This window comes from Mycobacterium barrassiae (assembly GCF_025822765.1).
Classification (GTDB): domain Bacteria; phylum Actinomycetota; class Actinomycetes; order Mycobacteriales; family Mycobacteriaceae; genus Mycobacterium; species Mycobacterium barrassiae.
Window position 1 is genome coordinate 602,083 of sequence record NZ_JACKUK010000023.1, and the last position, 15,525, is coordinate 617,607.

Below are 15,525 nucleotides of genomic sequence, written 5' to 3' on the forward strand. Positions count from 1 at the left end.
GCACGATGTCCGACTCCGCCACACAGTTCACCGTTCCGGCCGCCTTGGAAACTGTCGCCGCCGTGATCGGTGACCGTGATTATGTCGTCCAGGGCAACCGCCGCTACACCTACGCCCAGATTCTGGAACGGTCGAACCGACTTGCCGCCTACCTGCACTCCCGCGGATTGGGCGTCAAGACCGAACGCTCGGCGCTGGCCGGCCATGAGGTGGGCCAGGATCTGCTCGGCATCTACGCCTACAACGGGCCCGAATACATCGAGTCGATGCTCGGTTCATGGCGGGCCCGGGTCGCCCCCTTCAACGTCAACTACCGCTACGTGAAGAACGAGCTGCACTACCTGCTCAACGATTCCGGTGCGACCGCACTGGTCTACCACGCGACGTTCGCGCCCCGGGTCGCCGAGGTACTCCCCCAGCTACCGCACCTGCGGGTGCTCATCCAGATCGCCGATGACTCGGGCAACGACCTCGTGCACGGGGCGGTCGACTACGACTCGATCGTCACATCGGGGCCTTCCGAGCCGCCGCCGCTCGAGCCGTCGCCCGACGACCTCTACGTCCTCTACACCGGCGGCACCACCGGTATGCCCAAGGGCGTCCTCTGGCGCCAGCACGACATCTTCATGACGTCGTTCGGCGGCCGCAACATGGCCACCGGCGAACTCACCCGGTCCTACGACGAGATCGCCCAGCGCTCCCAAGAAAACCCTGGCACCAAGATCTTCACCCTGCCGCCGCTGATGCACGGTGCCGCACAGTGGGCAGTGATGACCGCGCTCACCACCGGGCAGACAGTCGTGTTCGCGGAGACACCGCATCGATTCGATGCCGAGGAGGTCGTGCGCACGGTCGAACGGGAGAAGGTGCTCGCCGTGCAGGTGGTCGGCGATGCGATGGCGCGCCCGCTGGCCGACGCCATCGAACGCTTATCTGCGGATCTGTCGTCGATGGCCGTGGTGGCCAACGGCGGGGCGCTGCTGACCCCCACCGCGAAACAGCGGCTGATCGACGTCAAGCCCGGCCTGATCGTCATGGACGGCGTCGGGTCCTCGGAGACCGGGATCCAGATGAACCACATGTCCGCCCCCGGCGCCGTGTCGACCGGCAAATTCACCGCGGGCCCGGACACCTTCGTCGCGTCCGAGGAACTCGATGCGATTCTGGAGCCCGGCCATGAGGGCATCGGCTGGTTGGCCCAGCGCGGTTATGTGCCGCTGGGCTACAAGGGTGATGCGGCCAAGACGGCCAAGACATTTCCGGTCATCGACGGCGTGCGGTTCTCGATACCGGGCGACCGCGCGCGCCATCTCGCCGACGGCGGTATCGAACTGCTCGGCCGCGAGTCGCAGACCATCAACTCGGGCGGGGAGAAGATCTTCGTCGAGGAGGTGGAGACCGCGCTGCTGTCCCACCCCGCGGTTGCCGACGTCGTGGTCTCCGGCCGTCCGAGCGAACGGTGGGGGCAGGAGGTGGTCGCGATCGTGGCCCTCGTCGACGGCGCCAGCGCCGACGCCCAGGAGTTGATCGACCACGCATCGACGTCCATCGCCCGGTACAAGCTGCCGAAGGCGGTGGTCTTCCGGCCCGTCATCGAGCGCAGTCCCGCGGGCAAGGCCGACTACCGCTGGGCGCGCGAGCAGGCCATCAGCGGCAACGCTTGAGCCGACGGAATCAACTGCGCGCCAGCGTAATTCCGGGTTGACGGCGCTGCGCATTCATTAACCGGACGTTGTCTGCCAGGGCGGCTCGCGGCGGCTCGGTTCATCGGCGAACCTTTGGAAGGTCATTGTCTGGCCCACCAGAATTGTTTACTGTCGGCCATTCGATGGGATGGCGGCCGGAAGGACTGGTGCAGATGAGCAGAATCGTCGTCGTCGGTGCGGGATCGGGAATCGGTGCGGCCGTTGCCAAACACTTCTACGACCGCGGCGACCACGTGCTGGCGGTCGACGTCCGGGAGCAGCAGACGCCCGCCTCCGAGTATCGGCGCTGCGACCTTCGCGACCCCTCCGACATCGACGCGCTGCTCGCCGGAATCAGCTCGGGCTGGGACATGCTCGCCCATGTCGCGGGAATCCCCGGCACGGCGCCGGCCGCCGATGTGTTGAACGTCAACTACCTCGGCATGCGATTGATGGTCGAGGGCATGCTGCCCCTGCTGCGTGAGGGCGGGTCAATCGTCACGGTGGCGTCGACAGCGGCGCTCGGCTGGGACCAGCGGATCGAAATCCTCGACGGGCTCCTCGAACTCACCGACAGCGATGCCGTCGCGCGTTGGCAGGATCAACAGGATCCGGCGTATCCGGTGTACAGCACCTCCAAGCAGGCGGCGATCCTCTACACCAAACGCCTTGCCGGCCCCGCGTGGGCCAAGTACGGAGTGCGGGTCAACACCGTCAGCCCGGGACCCGTCGAAACACCGATCCTCGCCGACTTCGAGCAGACGATGGGCAAGAAAGTCCTCGACATGTGTCGCGCCACGGTGGGCAGACACGCGAGCGTCGACGACATCGTCCCGGTCATCGCGTTCCTCGGTTCACCGGAGGCGCGCTGGATCACCGGCCAGGACATTCACGTCGACGCAGGCTTCATCGCCTCAATGACCGCCGGGCCACCTGTCCAGCTGGTATAGTCTACTGTAATATTTACAGTACCGTTCGCAGGACCGAGCCGGACCCGGAGATGCTGGAGCAATCGTGGAGAGCTCAGTGCACAACGTGACGGTCGAAGAGGCGGCCGACCTCCTCCGCGACCCCTATTCCCTGTTCGCCAGGAGACGGCACGAGTTCGGTGTCTTCAAGGGCAGCGTCATGGACTGGTCCAAGACGCCGGAGTCCATGCTTCCTGAAAACCTCTACGCCGCGGTCTCCTTCGATGCGGTCAACAGGGTGTTCCGGGACAGCAAGTCGTTCAACTCCCACATCTACGACAGCACCATCGGCCTGTTCATCGGCCCCACGATCCTGGCCATGGAAGGCAAAAAGCACTGGGAGCACCGCAATCTGGTGTCCGCGGCGTTCAAGACGCGTTCGCTGGCGCGATGGGAACCCGAGATCGTCCGTCCGGTCGTCAACGGGCTGATCGACGAGTTCATCGATGTCGGCCACGCCGACCTCGTCAAGCAGTTCACCCTCGAGTTCCCCACCCGGGTCATCTCCCGACTGCTGGGCCTGCCCGAGGAGGACCTGCCGTGGTTCCGCAAGCGCGCGGTGGAGTTGATCAGCTACCACGTCAAATGGAAGCGCGCGTTCGAGGCATCCGCGGCGCTGAAAGACTATTTCCTGCAACAGATCGAGCTGCGTCGCAGTAAACCGACCGAGGACATCATCGGCGACCTGGTGACCGCCGAGATCGACGGCGAGAAGCTCTCCGATGAAGCCATCTACTCGTTCCTGCGGCTACTGCTGCCTGCCGGGCTGGAAACCACTTTCCGGTCCTCGGGGAATCTGCTTTTCCTGCTGCTCACTCATCCCGAGCAGTTCCGCGCGGTGCAGGCCGACCGCAACCTCGTCGCACCCGCGATCGAGGAGGGCCTGCGGTACGAGACCCCGCTGACGACGGTTCAGCGCTACGCCACCGAGGAGACCGAACTCGAGGGTGTCACTATTCCGCAGGGCGCGGTCATCGACGTGTGCATCGGATCGGCCAACCGTGACGAACGGCGGTGGGAACGCTCCGAGGAGTTCGACATCCACCGGAAACGCGTGCCGCACATCTCCTTTGCCGCAGGCGAACACACCTGCATGGGACTGCATCTCGCGCGCATGGAGACGCGCGTCGCCCTGGAGTGCCTGTTGGATCGACTGACCGATATCCAACTCGTCACCGACGACAATCCCCACATCCACGGGCAACCCTTCCGCTCCCCCACAGCCATTCCCGTGACATTCGCCGCCGCCGGTTGAGTCGTGGCCACCAACACGAAGACCGATGTCCGCAAGCGACGAGACCGCGGATCGATCAGCGCCGACGAAATCATCTCCGGTGCATTCGAAGTCGCCGATCAGGTGTCGATCGACAATCTGAGCATGCCGGTGCTGGCCAAGCATCTCGATGTCGGAGTCACGAGCATCTACTGGTATTTCCGACGCAAGGACGATCTGCTCGACGCCATGGCCGATCGCGCGCTGGAGCAGTTCGAGTTCACCGTGCCGACCATTGACGCGTCCAATTGGCGCACGTCGCTTCGCGATCATGCGCGGACCATGCGCGCGCACTTCCGCGACAATCCGACCCTCTGCGATCTCGTGCTCATCCGCGGCCAGTTCAGCGGGCGCGCGGTGCGCGGGGCGCTCCACAAGATCGAACAGCCGATCACGGCGCTCATCGAGGCCGGCCTCGATGCCCGACAGGCCGCCGACACCTACGGAGCGATCTCAGTGCACACCCGCGGGTCCGCGGTGCTGGAGCGCATCCAGGCGAAGACCGAAGGCTTTCCCGCCCAGCGCTCGAACGGTAAGCGCTACATCGGTTTTGCCGATGACATCGACTACGACTACATCCTCGAAAGCATCCTGGACCACGCCCAGACGCTCATCGACGCGTCGTGATCATTTCTGCCGAGGTATTCGGCAACCGATGGTCTTGGTTTCGAGGTACTGCTGAAAGCCCTCGATGCCGCACTGGCGCCCCACGCCGCTGCTCTTGTAACCGCCGAATGGCGCGTCGGCGCCGTAGAACATCCCGCCGTTGACGCCGAAAGACCCGGTGCGGATGCGGCGGGCGATATTCATACCCCGCTCCATCGACCGCGAGATCACCGCTCCCGCCAAACCGTACGAGCTGTCGTTGGCGATGCGCACGGCGTGATCGTCGTCGTCGAACGGCATCACGATCAGCACCGGTCCGAAGACCTCCTCCTGGGCGATCGCAGCGCTGTTGTCGACCCCGACGATCACCGTCGGCTGCACGTAGTAACCGCCGGACAGGTGTTCGGGCAGATCGACGACCGCGCCTCCGCCGGTGGTGATCTCGGCGCCCTCGGCGCGCGCCCGCTCCACGGCGGTGAGCACCCGGTCCTTCTGCGCGGCGCTGATCACCGGCCCGACAAGGGTTTCCGGCAGTACCGGATCGCCGACCGGCACACCCTGGTACGCGGCGGTGACGGTGGCGACGGCCTCGTCGTACAACGAGCGGTGCACGAGCATGCGGGTGGTCGCCGCGCACGCCTGCCCGGCGTGGACGCACACCCCGATCGCGGCTCCCAGGATCGCGGCGGGGTTGGCGTCGTCGAGCACGATGGCCACGGACTTGCCGCCGAGTTCCAAGAACATCCGCTTCATCGTGTCGGCGCCCTGACGCATCAGCAGCTTGCCGACGGCCGTCGAACCGGTGAACGAAATCATGTCAACGCGGGGATCGGTGCCCAGCAGACCGGCGACGTCGTTGGACGGGGTGGTGACCACGTTGAGCACGCCCGCTGGAATGTCGGTGCGCTCGGCGACGAGCCTGCCGAGCCGCGTCGCATTCCACGGTGTGTTCGGATCCGGCTTCAGGACAACGGTATTGCCCGCCGCCAGCGCGGGTCCCAGCTTGTTGAGGATGACTTCGATCGGGAAGTTGGACGGGGTGATCGCGGCGACGACGCCGACCGGTTCCTTGACGACGGTGCGGACGTTGCGCTCACCGAACAGCCCACCGCCGTCGAGGGTGCGCTCCCACTCGAAGTCGTCGATCAGTCCCGCGGGATAGCGCAGCGATTCGGCGAGCGGCCATTCCAACTGTGCCGTCTGCGTCGTCATCAGCGGAGCGCCGACCTCGGCGATCAACTCCTCACGCAGGTCTTCCTTCTCGGCCTCGATCGCCTCCTGCAGTTGGGCCAGACACCGCTTGCGCAGCTCGCGGTTGGTCGCCCAGTCGGTTTCGTCGAACGCGCGGCGGGCGGAGGCGATCGCGCGGTCCATGTCGTCGGCACCGGCGGCGGCCGTCGCGCCCAGCAGCAGTCCGGTCGCGGGGCTGAAGTTGTCGAAGGTTTCGCCCGAGGCGGCGGCGACGAGCTCGCCGTCGATCAGCAGACGCGACTCGGCGCGCGTCGCCGCCCGCAGGCCGACATCGACGCTGGTTTCGGTCCGCTCTACTTGGTCCTCGGTGAGGCTCACCATTTACCTCGTACAATCAGATCAATGCTGGACGCTCAACTGTAACGATTACAGTAGGCGATTACAACGACGAGACGGGCTGGAGAGAGTCGACTTGATCAAGGTGATGGACGGCGTTCGCGTCCTGGAGGTTGCGCAGTTCACGTTCGTCCCGGCCGCGGGGGCGATCCTCGCCGATTGGGGCGCGGACGTCATCAAGGTCGAACATCCGGTGCGCGGTGACACGCAACGCGGCTTCGTCAATATGGGCGGCTTCCAGTTGGATCCGAACCGGCATCCCTTGATCGAGCACCCCAATCGCGGCAAGCGCAGCGTCGGCATCGACGTATCCACCGCCGGCGGCCAGGAGGTCCTCTATGAGATCGCCAAGACCGCGGACGTGTTCCTCACCAACTACATGCCCGCGCAGCGGCAGAAGAACAAGTTCGACGTCGAACACATCCGTGCGGTCAACCCGAACATCATCTACGCGCGCGGCAGTGCCTACGGAGACAAGGGCGCCGAACGCGACACCGGCGGCTTCGACGGCACCGCGTTCTGGACACGTAGCGGCGTCGGCCATGCGCTGACCCCTGAAGAACTCGGTGGGGCGCTGTCGCAGGGCATCCCGGCGTTCGGCGATTCCATCGGCGGGATGAACATCGCGGGCGGCATCTCGGCGGCGCTGTTCCATCGCGAACGCACCGGCGAGGCAGTCGAACTCGACGTCTCGCTGCTGAGCACCGCGTGGTGGGCCGCGGGCGCCAGTGTCACCCAGGGCATGGAGACGGGCGAGACCATGCGCTCGTTGATGCCCGACTCCATCGGCCCGACCGTGAACCCGTTCCTCGGCAACTACCTGACCTCCGACGGCGGCACCATCAATCTGTGCATCGTCAGCCCCACCGGCTACATCCGTGATGCATTCGAACATCTGGGACTGCCCGACCTGGCCGACGATCCTAGGTTCTGTGACGTCATGCCGCTCATCGAAAACGCCGCGGCCGCAGCGGAACTGATCGCCGAATCCATCCGCAGCAAGCCCTTCGACTACTGGCGTCAGCATCTGAAAACCATGAAGGGTCAGTGGGCGCCGTTCCAGAGCCTGGTCGATCTCGCCTCCGACGAGCAGGCGATCGCCAACGACATGATCGTCGAGGTGGAGGCCGCCGACGGCGGAGCGCCATTCAAGGTCGTGCGCGGTCCCGTCCAGTTCAACCACGAACCGCTCGAGACGACGCGCGCGCCACAGGCATCCGAGCACACCGAGATCGTGCTGATGGAACTCGGGATGGACTGGGATCGCATCGAGGCGCTCAAGGACGCCGGCGCCATCGCCTAGTTGACTTCCCCCGCTGCGCGTGGGCCCAGCGCCCCGGGCTTCGTTCGCTCTACTTTTGCGGCGTGGACGCAGAGTCGATGCGGTCGACGCGCACGGGTACGCCTGTCAGCCAAGCCATTCCGGACACCGCTTCGACGTCGTCGGGCTCACTCGAGGTCAGGCGGTTCACGTTCGCTCCCCCGGCGCGGTTGGCCAGCTGCCAGCCGCCGGTGCCTTTGTGACCCCAGCCATGCGGAATGGCGACGACGCCGGCGACCAGGTTCTTCGTCGAGGTCACCGGAACGGTGATCTGGCCGTACGGCGAGCTGATCTGCACGACGTCGCCGTCGGCGATCTGCAGCTCGGCCGCATCGTCGACGTGCATCAGCGCGTGGTGGCGACGCTCGCCGCGCATCAGCAACGGCGAGTTGTGCATCCACGAGTTCTCCGAGCGCGGCTCTCGCATGCCGATCATCCGCAGCGGGTAGTCCACCGGATGTTCGCTGCTCGTCAGCTTGGCGACCTCGTCGGCGATCTCGGAATGGACCAGCTGTACGCGTCGCGACAGATAGCCGACGACATCACGCAGCACGCCGGTGCGGATGTGCGGTGCCACCACCACACCGTGCGGATGCTGTTCGGTCAAACGACGCAACGACAGTCCGCCGCGGCGCAGTCCGTAACGATCGCCGCCCTGCGACATTCGGACGAGGCCATCCATCATGAGGCGCGGCGTCAGCGTGGTTCCTAAGGTGCTCAATGCCTTTCGCGCGGCGGCGAATACCGCGAATGCCGGCACCCGTCGTCCGAGTCGACACGCCAGATCCTCGACGATGTTCCATTCCGAGCGCGCCTCGCCCGCGGGAGCGACCACGGCCTCGGTGGCCTGACGAAACGGCGTCGCCTGAAATCCCTGGAACGTATAGGGGAAGTCGTCGCGCTCGTACATCGTGGTGACAGGCAGGATGTAGTCGCATCGCGCGGTGGTCTCGGTGATGTAGAAATCGAGCGCCACCGACAGTTCCAGGGTGTCGAACGCGGCCTCGAGTTCGTCGCCGTTGGGTACCGAGAGCACCGGGTTGCCCGCGGACACGAACATCGCCTTGATCTGGCGATCGCCGGGTGTCGTGATCTCCTTGGCCATCAGTGCGGCGGGCTCGGAGCCGATTGCACTGGGAATTCCGTTGATCCGCGAGCGCTTCCGTTGTCGTGAGCGTCGCATCACGGCACCCATCATGGTGTTCTGCCATTTCTGGCCAACGGTCTGCATCGAGCTGAACACCGAACCGCCCGGCACGTCGAGGTTTCCCGCGACCAGGTTGACGGCGTCGATCAGATAGGTGGTCAGCGTGCCGTACCGACCCACGCAGGTGCCGAGTCGTCCGTAGATGGCGGCGCGTGGCGTGCGGACGAGGTCACGGGCCAATGCCCTCACGCTCGCCGGATCGATGCCGGTCCGGGCCGCCGTCGCCTCCGGGGTGAACGGTTCGCACAGCGAGCGCAGCCAATCCACCCCGTCGGCGACGCGACTCACTCGCGCGACATCGACGAGGTGCTCGGCGAACATCACCTGCAGCAGGGACAACAGCAGGAAGGAGTCGGAGTCGGGCACGATGCCGAGCCACTCGAATGCGACCGCGGTTTCGGTCCGGCGTGGATCGACAACCACCACGCGGCCACCGCGCTTGACGACGTCGTGCATGCGGTCTTTGATCCGGGGCGCCGTCAGGAAGCTGCCGTGGGAAACGACGGGATTGGCGCCCATCAGCACCAAGAGTTCGGTCCGCGTGAGATCGGGAATCGGCACCGACGTCGGCACGCCGTAGAGCAGTTGGCTGGCGATCAACCGGCTGTTGGTGTCCTGCGACGAGGCGGTGAAGTAGTGCCCGTGACGGCCCAGGCCCTTGGTGAACAGCAGCGCCGCGAAGGTGTGCGCGTAACTGAACGCACCGGGATTACCCATGTACCAGCCGACGCCGCCGGACCCGTGACGGCGCAGCACCGCCGACAACCGCGCCGCGATATCGGACATCGCGGCGTCCCACGTGACCGGTTCGAAGCCGTTAGGTCCGCGGCGCAGTGGCGTGATGACCCGGTCGGGATCGTTCTGCACCTCGGTGAACGCGATGCCCTTCTGGCACGCAAACCCCGCCGACAGTGGATGTTCCTTGTCGGGCCGCAACGCGACCAGACGGCCGTCTTCGACGGTCGCGATCATGCCGCAGAGCGGCTCACATATCCGGCAGAACGTGGGCTTGTGCTCGATCACCGGGGCCACGTCGACTACGATACTGTAATCATTACAGTTGGGATAGCCTGATGGCCCGACTAGGGAGGAAAGGCCTCGCACATGACCAACGACGTCGCCATCATCGGTGTCGGACTGCACCCGTTCGGCCGCTTCGAGGGTAAGTCGGCGATGGAGATGGGCGTCGACGCCATCTTCGCCGCGGTCGCCGACGCCGGGGTGGAGTGGAAAGACATCCAGGCGGCCACCGGCGGCAGCTGGACGGTCGCGAACCCCGACGCCATCGTCGGGATGGTCGGTCTGTCCGGTATCCCGTTCACGAATGTGTTCAACGCGTGCGCCACCGCCGCGAGTGCCGCCAAGGCCTGCGCCGACGGCATCCGGCTCGGCGACTACGACATCGGCATCGCGGTCGGGTTGGACAAGCACCCGCGGGGCGCTTTCACCGAAGACCCGGCGCTGGTGGGCATGCCCCGCTGGTACGCCGAGAACGGCCAGTACCTCACCACGCAGTTCTTCGGCATGAAGGCGAACAAGTACCTGCACGACCACGGCATCTCGCAGGAGACGCTGGCCAAGGTCGCGGCCAAGAATTTCCGCAACGGCGCGCTGAACCCGAATGCGTTCCGCCGCAAGCCCATTCCTGAGGAAGACATCCTCAACTCGCCGGTGCTGAACTATCCCCTGACCCAGTACATGTTCTGCGCACCCGACGAGGGCGCGGCCGCCGTGGTCATGTGTCGCGCCGACATCGCACACAAGTACAGCAAGAAACCGGTGTATCTCAAGGCGGTCGAGGTTCGGACGCGTCGATACGGCGCCTACGAGGTCAACACGACGTTCGCACCGGTCGAGGAGGACGTGGCGCCCACGGTCTACGCCGCCAGGTCCGCGTTCGAAAAGGCCGGGGTCGCACCGGAGGACGTCGATGTGATCCAACTGCAGGACACCGACGCCGGCGCCGAGATCATCCACATGGCGGAGTGCGGGTTCTGCGCCGATGGCGACCAGGAGAAGCTGCTCGCCGACGGCGCCACTGAGATCCACGGTGCGCTGCCCATCAACACCGACGGCGGGCTGATCGCCAACGGCGAACCCATCGGCGCGTCGGGTCTGCGTCAGATCCACGAGTTGGTGCGCCAACTCCGCGGCGAGGCCGGCGACCGGCAGGTGCCCGGTGAACCCAAGGTCGGCTTCGCTCAGCTCTACGGTGCCCCCGGCACCGCGGCGGCGACGATCCTCACGCTCTAGCACATCGCCGAGCAGACGCGAACTCCCCCAAAATCGGTCCATTTAAGGGGTTTTAACGTCTGCTCGCCGGAGAAGGGTAACCCAACTCATGTCCATGACACAGTTCACCGAGGCGCCGATCTTCGACGCCGACCAGCACATGTACGAGACTCCGGAGTCGCTGACCAAGTATCTGCCCGAGAAGTACTCGCGTGCTGTGCAATTCGCGCAGCTCGGCCGGCACACCCGGATCGTGATCAACAACAGGGTCAACGACTTCATCCCCAACCCGACGTTCGAACGTGTCGCTGCGCCTGGCGCACACGAGAAGTTCTTCGCAGGCGAGAACACAGAAGGCCTCACACTTCGCGAGATGCAGGGGCCGGCGATCGAAGCGCCCGCCGCGACCCGCAACCCCGTGGACCGGGTGGCCGAACTCGATCGTCAGGGTGTCGTCGAGGCGTTGAACTACCCGACGCTGGCCAGCCTCATCGAGCACGCGACCGCGGACGACCCCGAGCTGTCGCTGGCCGTCATCCATGCGCTGAACCAGTGGATGCTGGAGCAGTGGACGTTCAACTACGAGAACCGCGTGTTCTCGACGCCCATCATCAACCTCTCTGAGGTCGACGGCGCCCAGCGCGAACTCGAGTATCTGCTGGACAACGGCGTCAAGGTGGTGCTGATCAAACCCGGCCCGGTCAACGGCATCCGGGGCTGGCGGTCACCGGCGTTACCCGAGTTCGACCCGTTCTGGCGTGACGTCGAGGCCGCTGGTCTTCCCGTCGTGCTCCACGCCAGCTATCCCCCGCTCGACGACTACGTCGGCAAGTGGGAGCCGCCGTATACGCAGAACTTCATGGCCCAGAGCGCATTCCGATGGATGGTGCTCGGCCACCGGGAGATCGCCGACATGATCACCGCGCTGATCTGCCACGGCACGTTGACCCGCTTTCCGAAGCTGCGTATCGCCAGTGTCGAGAACGGTAGCTCGTGGATCTTCCCGTTGTTCAATGACTTCGACGAGCTCTACAAGAAGATGCCGCAGAACTTCCCGGAGCATCCGCACGACGTGTTCCGCCGCAACATCTGGGTCAGCCCGTTCTGGGAGGGCTGTGTCTCCGACGTCGTGAACACCGTCGGCTGGGACAAGGTGCTGTTCGGTTCCGACTATCCGCATCCCGAGGGACTGGCGGAGCCCAAAGGATTCTGGAAGTACGCCGAGGGCATGGATGTGCGGCGCACGTACGACTTCATGGGCGACAACGCGCGGCGGTTCATGGGACTGCCGATCGCCAACCCGGACCCTGACGCGGTCAAGCCACCCGCACTGACGAACGCCTGACAGGCCGGTGCTCTTGCCTTGCGCCGATGGTGTCAGCGCAGTATGCGGGCCGCAACCTGTCCGTCGGTCTGCTCGACATAGAACTGGGCGGCCTTGCGTATCGACTCGGCGGCCGGACGGGGCTGCCATCCGAGTTCGCGCCTGGCTTTTCCGTTGTCGGCCTCCGACATGATGTGCAGCAGCCGCACCCCGGTCACGTTCATCGGCAGGTCGCGTCGTAGCAGTCGGCTCGCCACCGACAATGCCCCGCCGAAGGCGTACGCGGCGGCGAGCGGCACGCCGAACCGCGGCGGCTTGGCTCCGACCGCGATTGCCGCCGTCTCCAACATCTCGCGCATCGACATGTAGGTCTCGGAGATGATGTAGCGCTCCCCGATGCCGCCACGTTCACCGGCCAGCAGGAACGCGTCGGCCACATCCTCTACGCCGACGACCTCGGTGAACACTCCCTTGATGTAGGCGGGCATCTTGCCGAGCGCCGCGTACTGCACCATCAGCCCCTGGGTCGGCTGCCAGTCGCGAGGACCGTACGGATTGGAGACGCACATCGCGACGGCGGGCAGCGCCCGCTCTCGCGCATAACGCAACACCAGATCCTCTGCCGCACGGCGAGACTCGATGTAGGGGCCGCCCTTGCCCGCCCAGTCGAACGGCATGTCCTCGGTCACCGGCGTACGGCCATCACCGAGCGCGATCGTTCCGATGGTGCTGCAGAAGACGAATCGATGAAGGTCCGCATCGACGGCGACGTCGAGCACGCGACGCAGGCTTTCGACGTTGGTCTCGAACAACGGGGATGGATCGCGCAGGTAGAAGCGCGTATCCACGATGCAGTAGAACACCACGTCGCAGCCGGACATCGCCGCCCGCAGTGCCGCTTCGTCATTCAGGTCGCCGTAGTGACGTTCGACGTCGAGGTCGTCGATCGCCACCGTCAGGCTGGACTTCCGTAGAGACACCCGCACGTCGTCGCCGCGTTCGACGAGCTTTCGCACCACGTGCGATCCGACGAACCCGCTGGCCCCCATCACCAACGACGTGCGCCGTGTCGGCGATGCCAACTACGACGCCTTCTTCGCGACGGGTGCGTACGCCGGCTTACCGAGACCAAGCACGTACTGCGCGATCATGTTCCGGAACACCTCGAGGGTGCCGCCGTAGATGCCGACCAGCGGCGCGAAGCGGTACACGTACTCCGCGGCGCCGTCGTCGGCGGCACCGTCGGTGCCGATGGGCAGCGACGCGGCCGTGCCAAGGAGGTCCATCAGGTCCGGCGAGATGTCGCGCATGGTCTGGGCGAGCGCCACGCGGCCGAAGATACTTGTCGCGCTGAGCGCCGCCTCCATCCGGGCGACGCTTCGGCCGAGGCGGTACGCGACGGCGCCGTCGTCGATCAGGCGGCGACCGTCGGGACGTACCTCGGCGACCTTGGCGGCGGCCTTGTCCACGGCGGCGGCCATGAATCCGGCCTGATGCATCATGATCGAGACGTCCTGCAGACCGTCCTTAGCGGCCTCCACCGCACCGTGCTCGACGTTGAGGGGCTCGCGCACCACGGTCCAGCCGTCGTTCACCTCACCCAGTCGATACTTGTCGTCGACGCGCACGTCGCTGTAGTAGACGATGTTCGTGCGGTCACCGTCGACGGTGCGGACGCCCTGGATCTCGATGCCCGGCGAATCGAGCGGGACCAGAAACATGGTCAGGCTCTTGTGTTTCGGCGCGGTGGGGTCGGTGTTGGTGATCAGGAACACGTACTGGCAGTTGTGCGCACCGGTGGTGAACATCTTCGAACCGTTGATCACCCACCCGTCGCCGTCGCGCACCGCACGGGTCTTGCAGGTGGCGACGTCAGAGCCGCCCTCTGGTTCGGTGTACCCGAGGCACAGTCGGACGTGGCCACTGTAAACCCCTGGCATCACTTCGGCTTTCAGTTCCGGCGAGCCGAACTTCTCGACCGACCGCGCGATCATTGCGGTGGTGCCCGAGGTGACCCACGGAACGTGCGCCCGCCGCTTCTCCAACTGCCAGATGCGATTGCGGAGACGGTTGAAGCCGCCCTCGGACTCCGGCTTCCACTCCTTTTCCAGATAACCCGCCGCACCGAGCGCCAAATGCACACCCTCGTCGAAGTTGTCGCCCGTCTCGCGGTCGCGGCGGATGACCTCCTCGGTGACGTGGGTACGCAGGAACGTGCGCACCTCGTCGAGGAAGTCCTGATCGTCGTCGGAGAGTTCGACCCGTGAGAAATCCATTGCGAATTACCTGCTTTCCCGAGCGGAGACGATCTCAGCGATGTACTTCGCGGTGACCCCGGGATCGCCGCCGGCCAGCGCCCAGCCCCGCGCACGCACCAAGTAAGCGGTGGCGGCGGCCTCCGCCGAAACACCGAGCCCGCCCTGAACGTGTACCGCCATCGTCGCGGCCTTCGACGCTTCTTCGGCCATGAACACGAACGCCGATGGCGCCAGTTCCGGGCGCTCGTCGGGTTCGTTGTCGAGAAACCACGCGGCCCGCCGCGCCAGGTTCCGTCCCGCCTGCACGGTGATGGCGATGTTGGCCAGAGGATGCGAGATACCCTGCAACGTCGAGATCGGGACGCCGAGCGTGTAGCGGGTCTTGGCGAACTCCGCAGCGATGGTCATCGTCTCCTCGACCAGGCCGACCAACGCCGCGGCGGTCAGTACCCGCCATTCATCCAGTGCCCGTTGATATTCGGCCAACGCCTGCGGACCGCTGCCCAGCACGGTGCGGTCGTCGGCGGTGGCGGGATCGACCCAGGCCATCGGCAGCTTACCGATGTTGTCGACCTTGACCGGCCTGGTCCCGAACGTCAGCCGCACGACGTCGTCACCGTCACGCACGATGATGTGGTCGGCGATCGACCCGGTCGGGATCAGCCGGACGCCCGACACGTTGTCGTGTTGGGGATCGATCGCCACCAGTTGCTTGCCGTTGACGACATCCGGCTCGACGGTGCCGAGCCGCCCCAGCAGTCGCGCCGCGCACACGTGGTCGATCCACGGGACCGGGCCCAGCGCCCGACCGAGTTCCTCGGCCACCAGCGTCAAGTCGACGAGCGTGGCCCCGTCACCGCCGCTGGACTCGGGCAACGCCATGCTCGTTGCACCCATGGCGCACAGGCGTTCCCACAGGCTCTTGTCGAATCCGGATTCCTCGGCGGCGCGCACGGTCTCGATCGGGCAGTGCGTCTTGAAGAACTCCCGATAGGCCGACTGCACCGCCTCGTGGTCCTCGGAGAGGCTGTAGTCCAGCCTCCGCAGTTCGTAACGGTCCATCG

Annotated in this window: 12 protein-coding genes; 7 read left to right on the plus strand and 5 right to left on the minus strand. The window is 65.6% G+C overall.

The window, feature by feature from the left end; translation table 11 throughout:
* Window positions 1–5: 5 nt before the first annotated feature.
* From H7J93_RS13275 to H7J93_RS13290, 4 genes are all read left to right on the plus strand, one after another.
* A complete protein-coding gene (locus H7J93_RS13275; RefSeq protein WP_267306730.1) occupies window positions 6–1,664 on the plus strand; it encodes an acyl-CoA synthetase in 1,659 nt (552 codons plus the stop codon).
* 194 nt (window positions 1,665–1,858) lie between these two features.
* Entirely contained in the window at window positions 1,859–2,635 is a 777-nt protein-coding gene (locus tag H7J93_RS13280) for a coniferyl-alcohol dehydrogenase (protein WP_267306731.1), read from the plus strand.
* Between the two features lie 64 nt (window positions 2,636–2,699).
* Complete coding sequence (locus H7J93_RS13285) at window positions 2,700–3,908, plus strand: cytochrome P450 (RefSeq protein ID WP_267306732.1); 1,209 nt, start codon at window positions 2,700–2,702, stop codon at window positions 3,906–3,908.
* A gap of 3 nt (window positions 3,909–3,911) precedes the next feature.
* Window positions 3,912–4,553: a TetR/AcrR family transcriptional regulator gene (locus H7J93_RS13290; RefSeq protein WP_267306733.1), complete on the plus strand. Its 642-nt coding sequence runs from the start codon at window positions 3,912–3,914 to the stop codon at window positions 4,551–4,553.
* Here the strand turns inward: H7J93_RS13290 and H7J93_RS13295 are convergent, their stop codons facing one another.
* Window positions 4,554–6,104, minus strand: a complete 1,551-nt coding sequence (locus tag H7J93_RS13295; RefSeq protein WP_267306734.1) for an aldehyde dehydrogenase family protein — start codon at window positions 6,102–6,104, stop codon at window positions 4,554–4,556.
* Between the two features lie 103 nt (window positions 6,105–6,207).
* Here H7J93_RS13295 and H7J93_RS13300 point away from each other — a divergent pair, with 103 nt between their 5' ends.
* Complete coding sequence (locus H7J93_RS13300; RefSeq protein ID WP_267307001.1) at window positions 6,208–7,422, plus strand: CaiB/BaiF CoA transferase family protein; 1,215 nt, start codon at window positions 6,208–6,210, stop codon at window positions 7,420–7,422.
* Window positions 7,423–7,471: 49 nt separating this feature from the next.
* On the opposite strand, the gene H7J93_RS13305 is transcribed toward H7J93_RS13300, so the two are convergent.
* Window positions 7,472–9,679 carry a molybdopterin-containing oxidoreductase family protein gene (locus H7J93_RS13305; RefSeq protein WP_267306735.1) on the minus strand — a complete coding sequence of 736 codons (2,208 nt, stop codon included), beginning with the start codon at window positions 9,677–9,679 and terminating at the stop codon, window positions 7,472–7,474.
* A gap of 72 nt (window positions 9,680–9,751) precedes the next feature.
* Between H7J93_RS13305 and H7J93_RS13310 the strand changes: the two genes are divergently transcribed.
* Both H7J93_RS13310 and H7J93_RS13315 read left to right on the plus strand, forming a co-directional pair.
* A complete protein-coding gene (locus tag H7J93_RS13310) occupies window positions 9,752–10,900 on the plus strand; it encodes a thiolase family protein (RefSeq protein WP_267306736.1) in 1,149 nt (382 codons plus the stop codon).
* Window positions 10,901–10,994: 94 nt separating this feature from the next.
* Window positions 10,995–12,224, plus strand: a complete 1,230-nt coding sequence (locus tag H7J93_RS13315) for an amidohydrolase family protein (RefSeq protein WP_267307002.1) — start codon at window positions 10,995–10,997, stop codon at window positions 12,222–12,224.
* A gap of 32 nt (window positions 12,225–12,256) precedes the next feature.
* On the opposite strand, the gene H7J93_RS13320 is transcribed toward H7J93_RS13315, so the two are convergent.
* From H7J93_RS13320 to H7J93_RS13330, 3 genes are read right to left on the minus strand one after another with little or no spacing between them, the layout of a single operon-like run.
* On the minus strand, window positions 12,257–13,252 hold the full coding sequence (locus tag H7J93_RS13320) for an NAD-dependent epimerase/dehydratase family protein (protein WP_267307003.1): 996 nt from the start codon (window positions 13,250–13,252) through the stop codon (window positions 12,257–12,259).
* Between the two features lie 33 nt (window positions 13,253–13,285).
* Window positions 13,286–14,479 (minus strand): acyl-CoA dehydrogenase family protein, encoded by a 1,194-nt coding sequence (locus tag H7J93_RS13325; RefSeq protein WP_267306737.1) that lies wholly within the window; start codon window positions 14,477–14,479, stop codon window positions 13,286–13,288.
* 6 nt (window positions 14,480–14,485) lie between these two features.
* The gene (locus tag H7J93_RS13330; RefSeq protein ID WP_267306738.1) at window positions 14,486–15,523 is read right to left on the minus strand and encodes an acyl-CoA dehydrogenase family protein; all 1,038 of its coding nucleotides are present in this window, start codon (window positions 15,521–15,523) and stop codon (window positions 14,486–14,488) included.
* Window positions 15,524–15,525 lie beyond the last annotated feature (2 nt).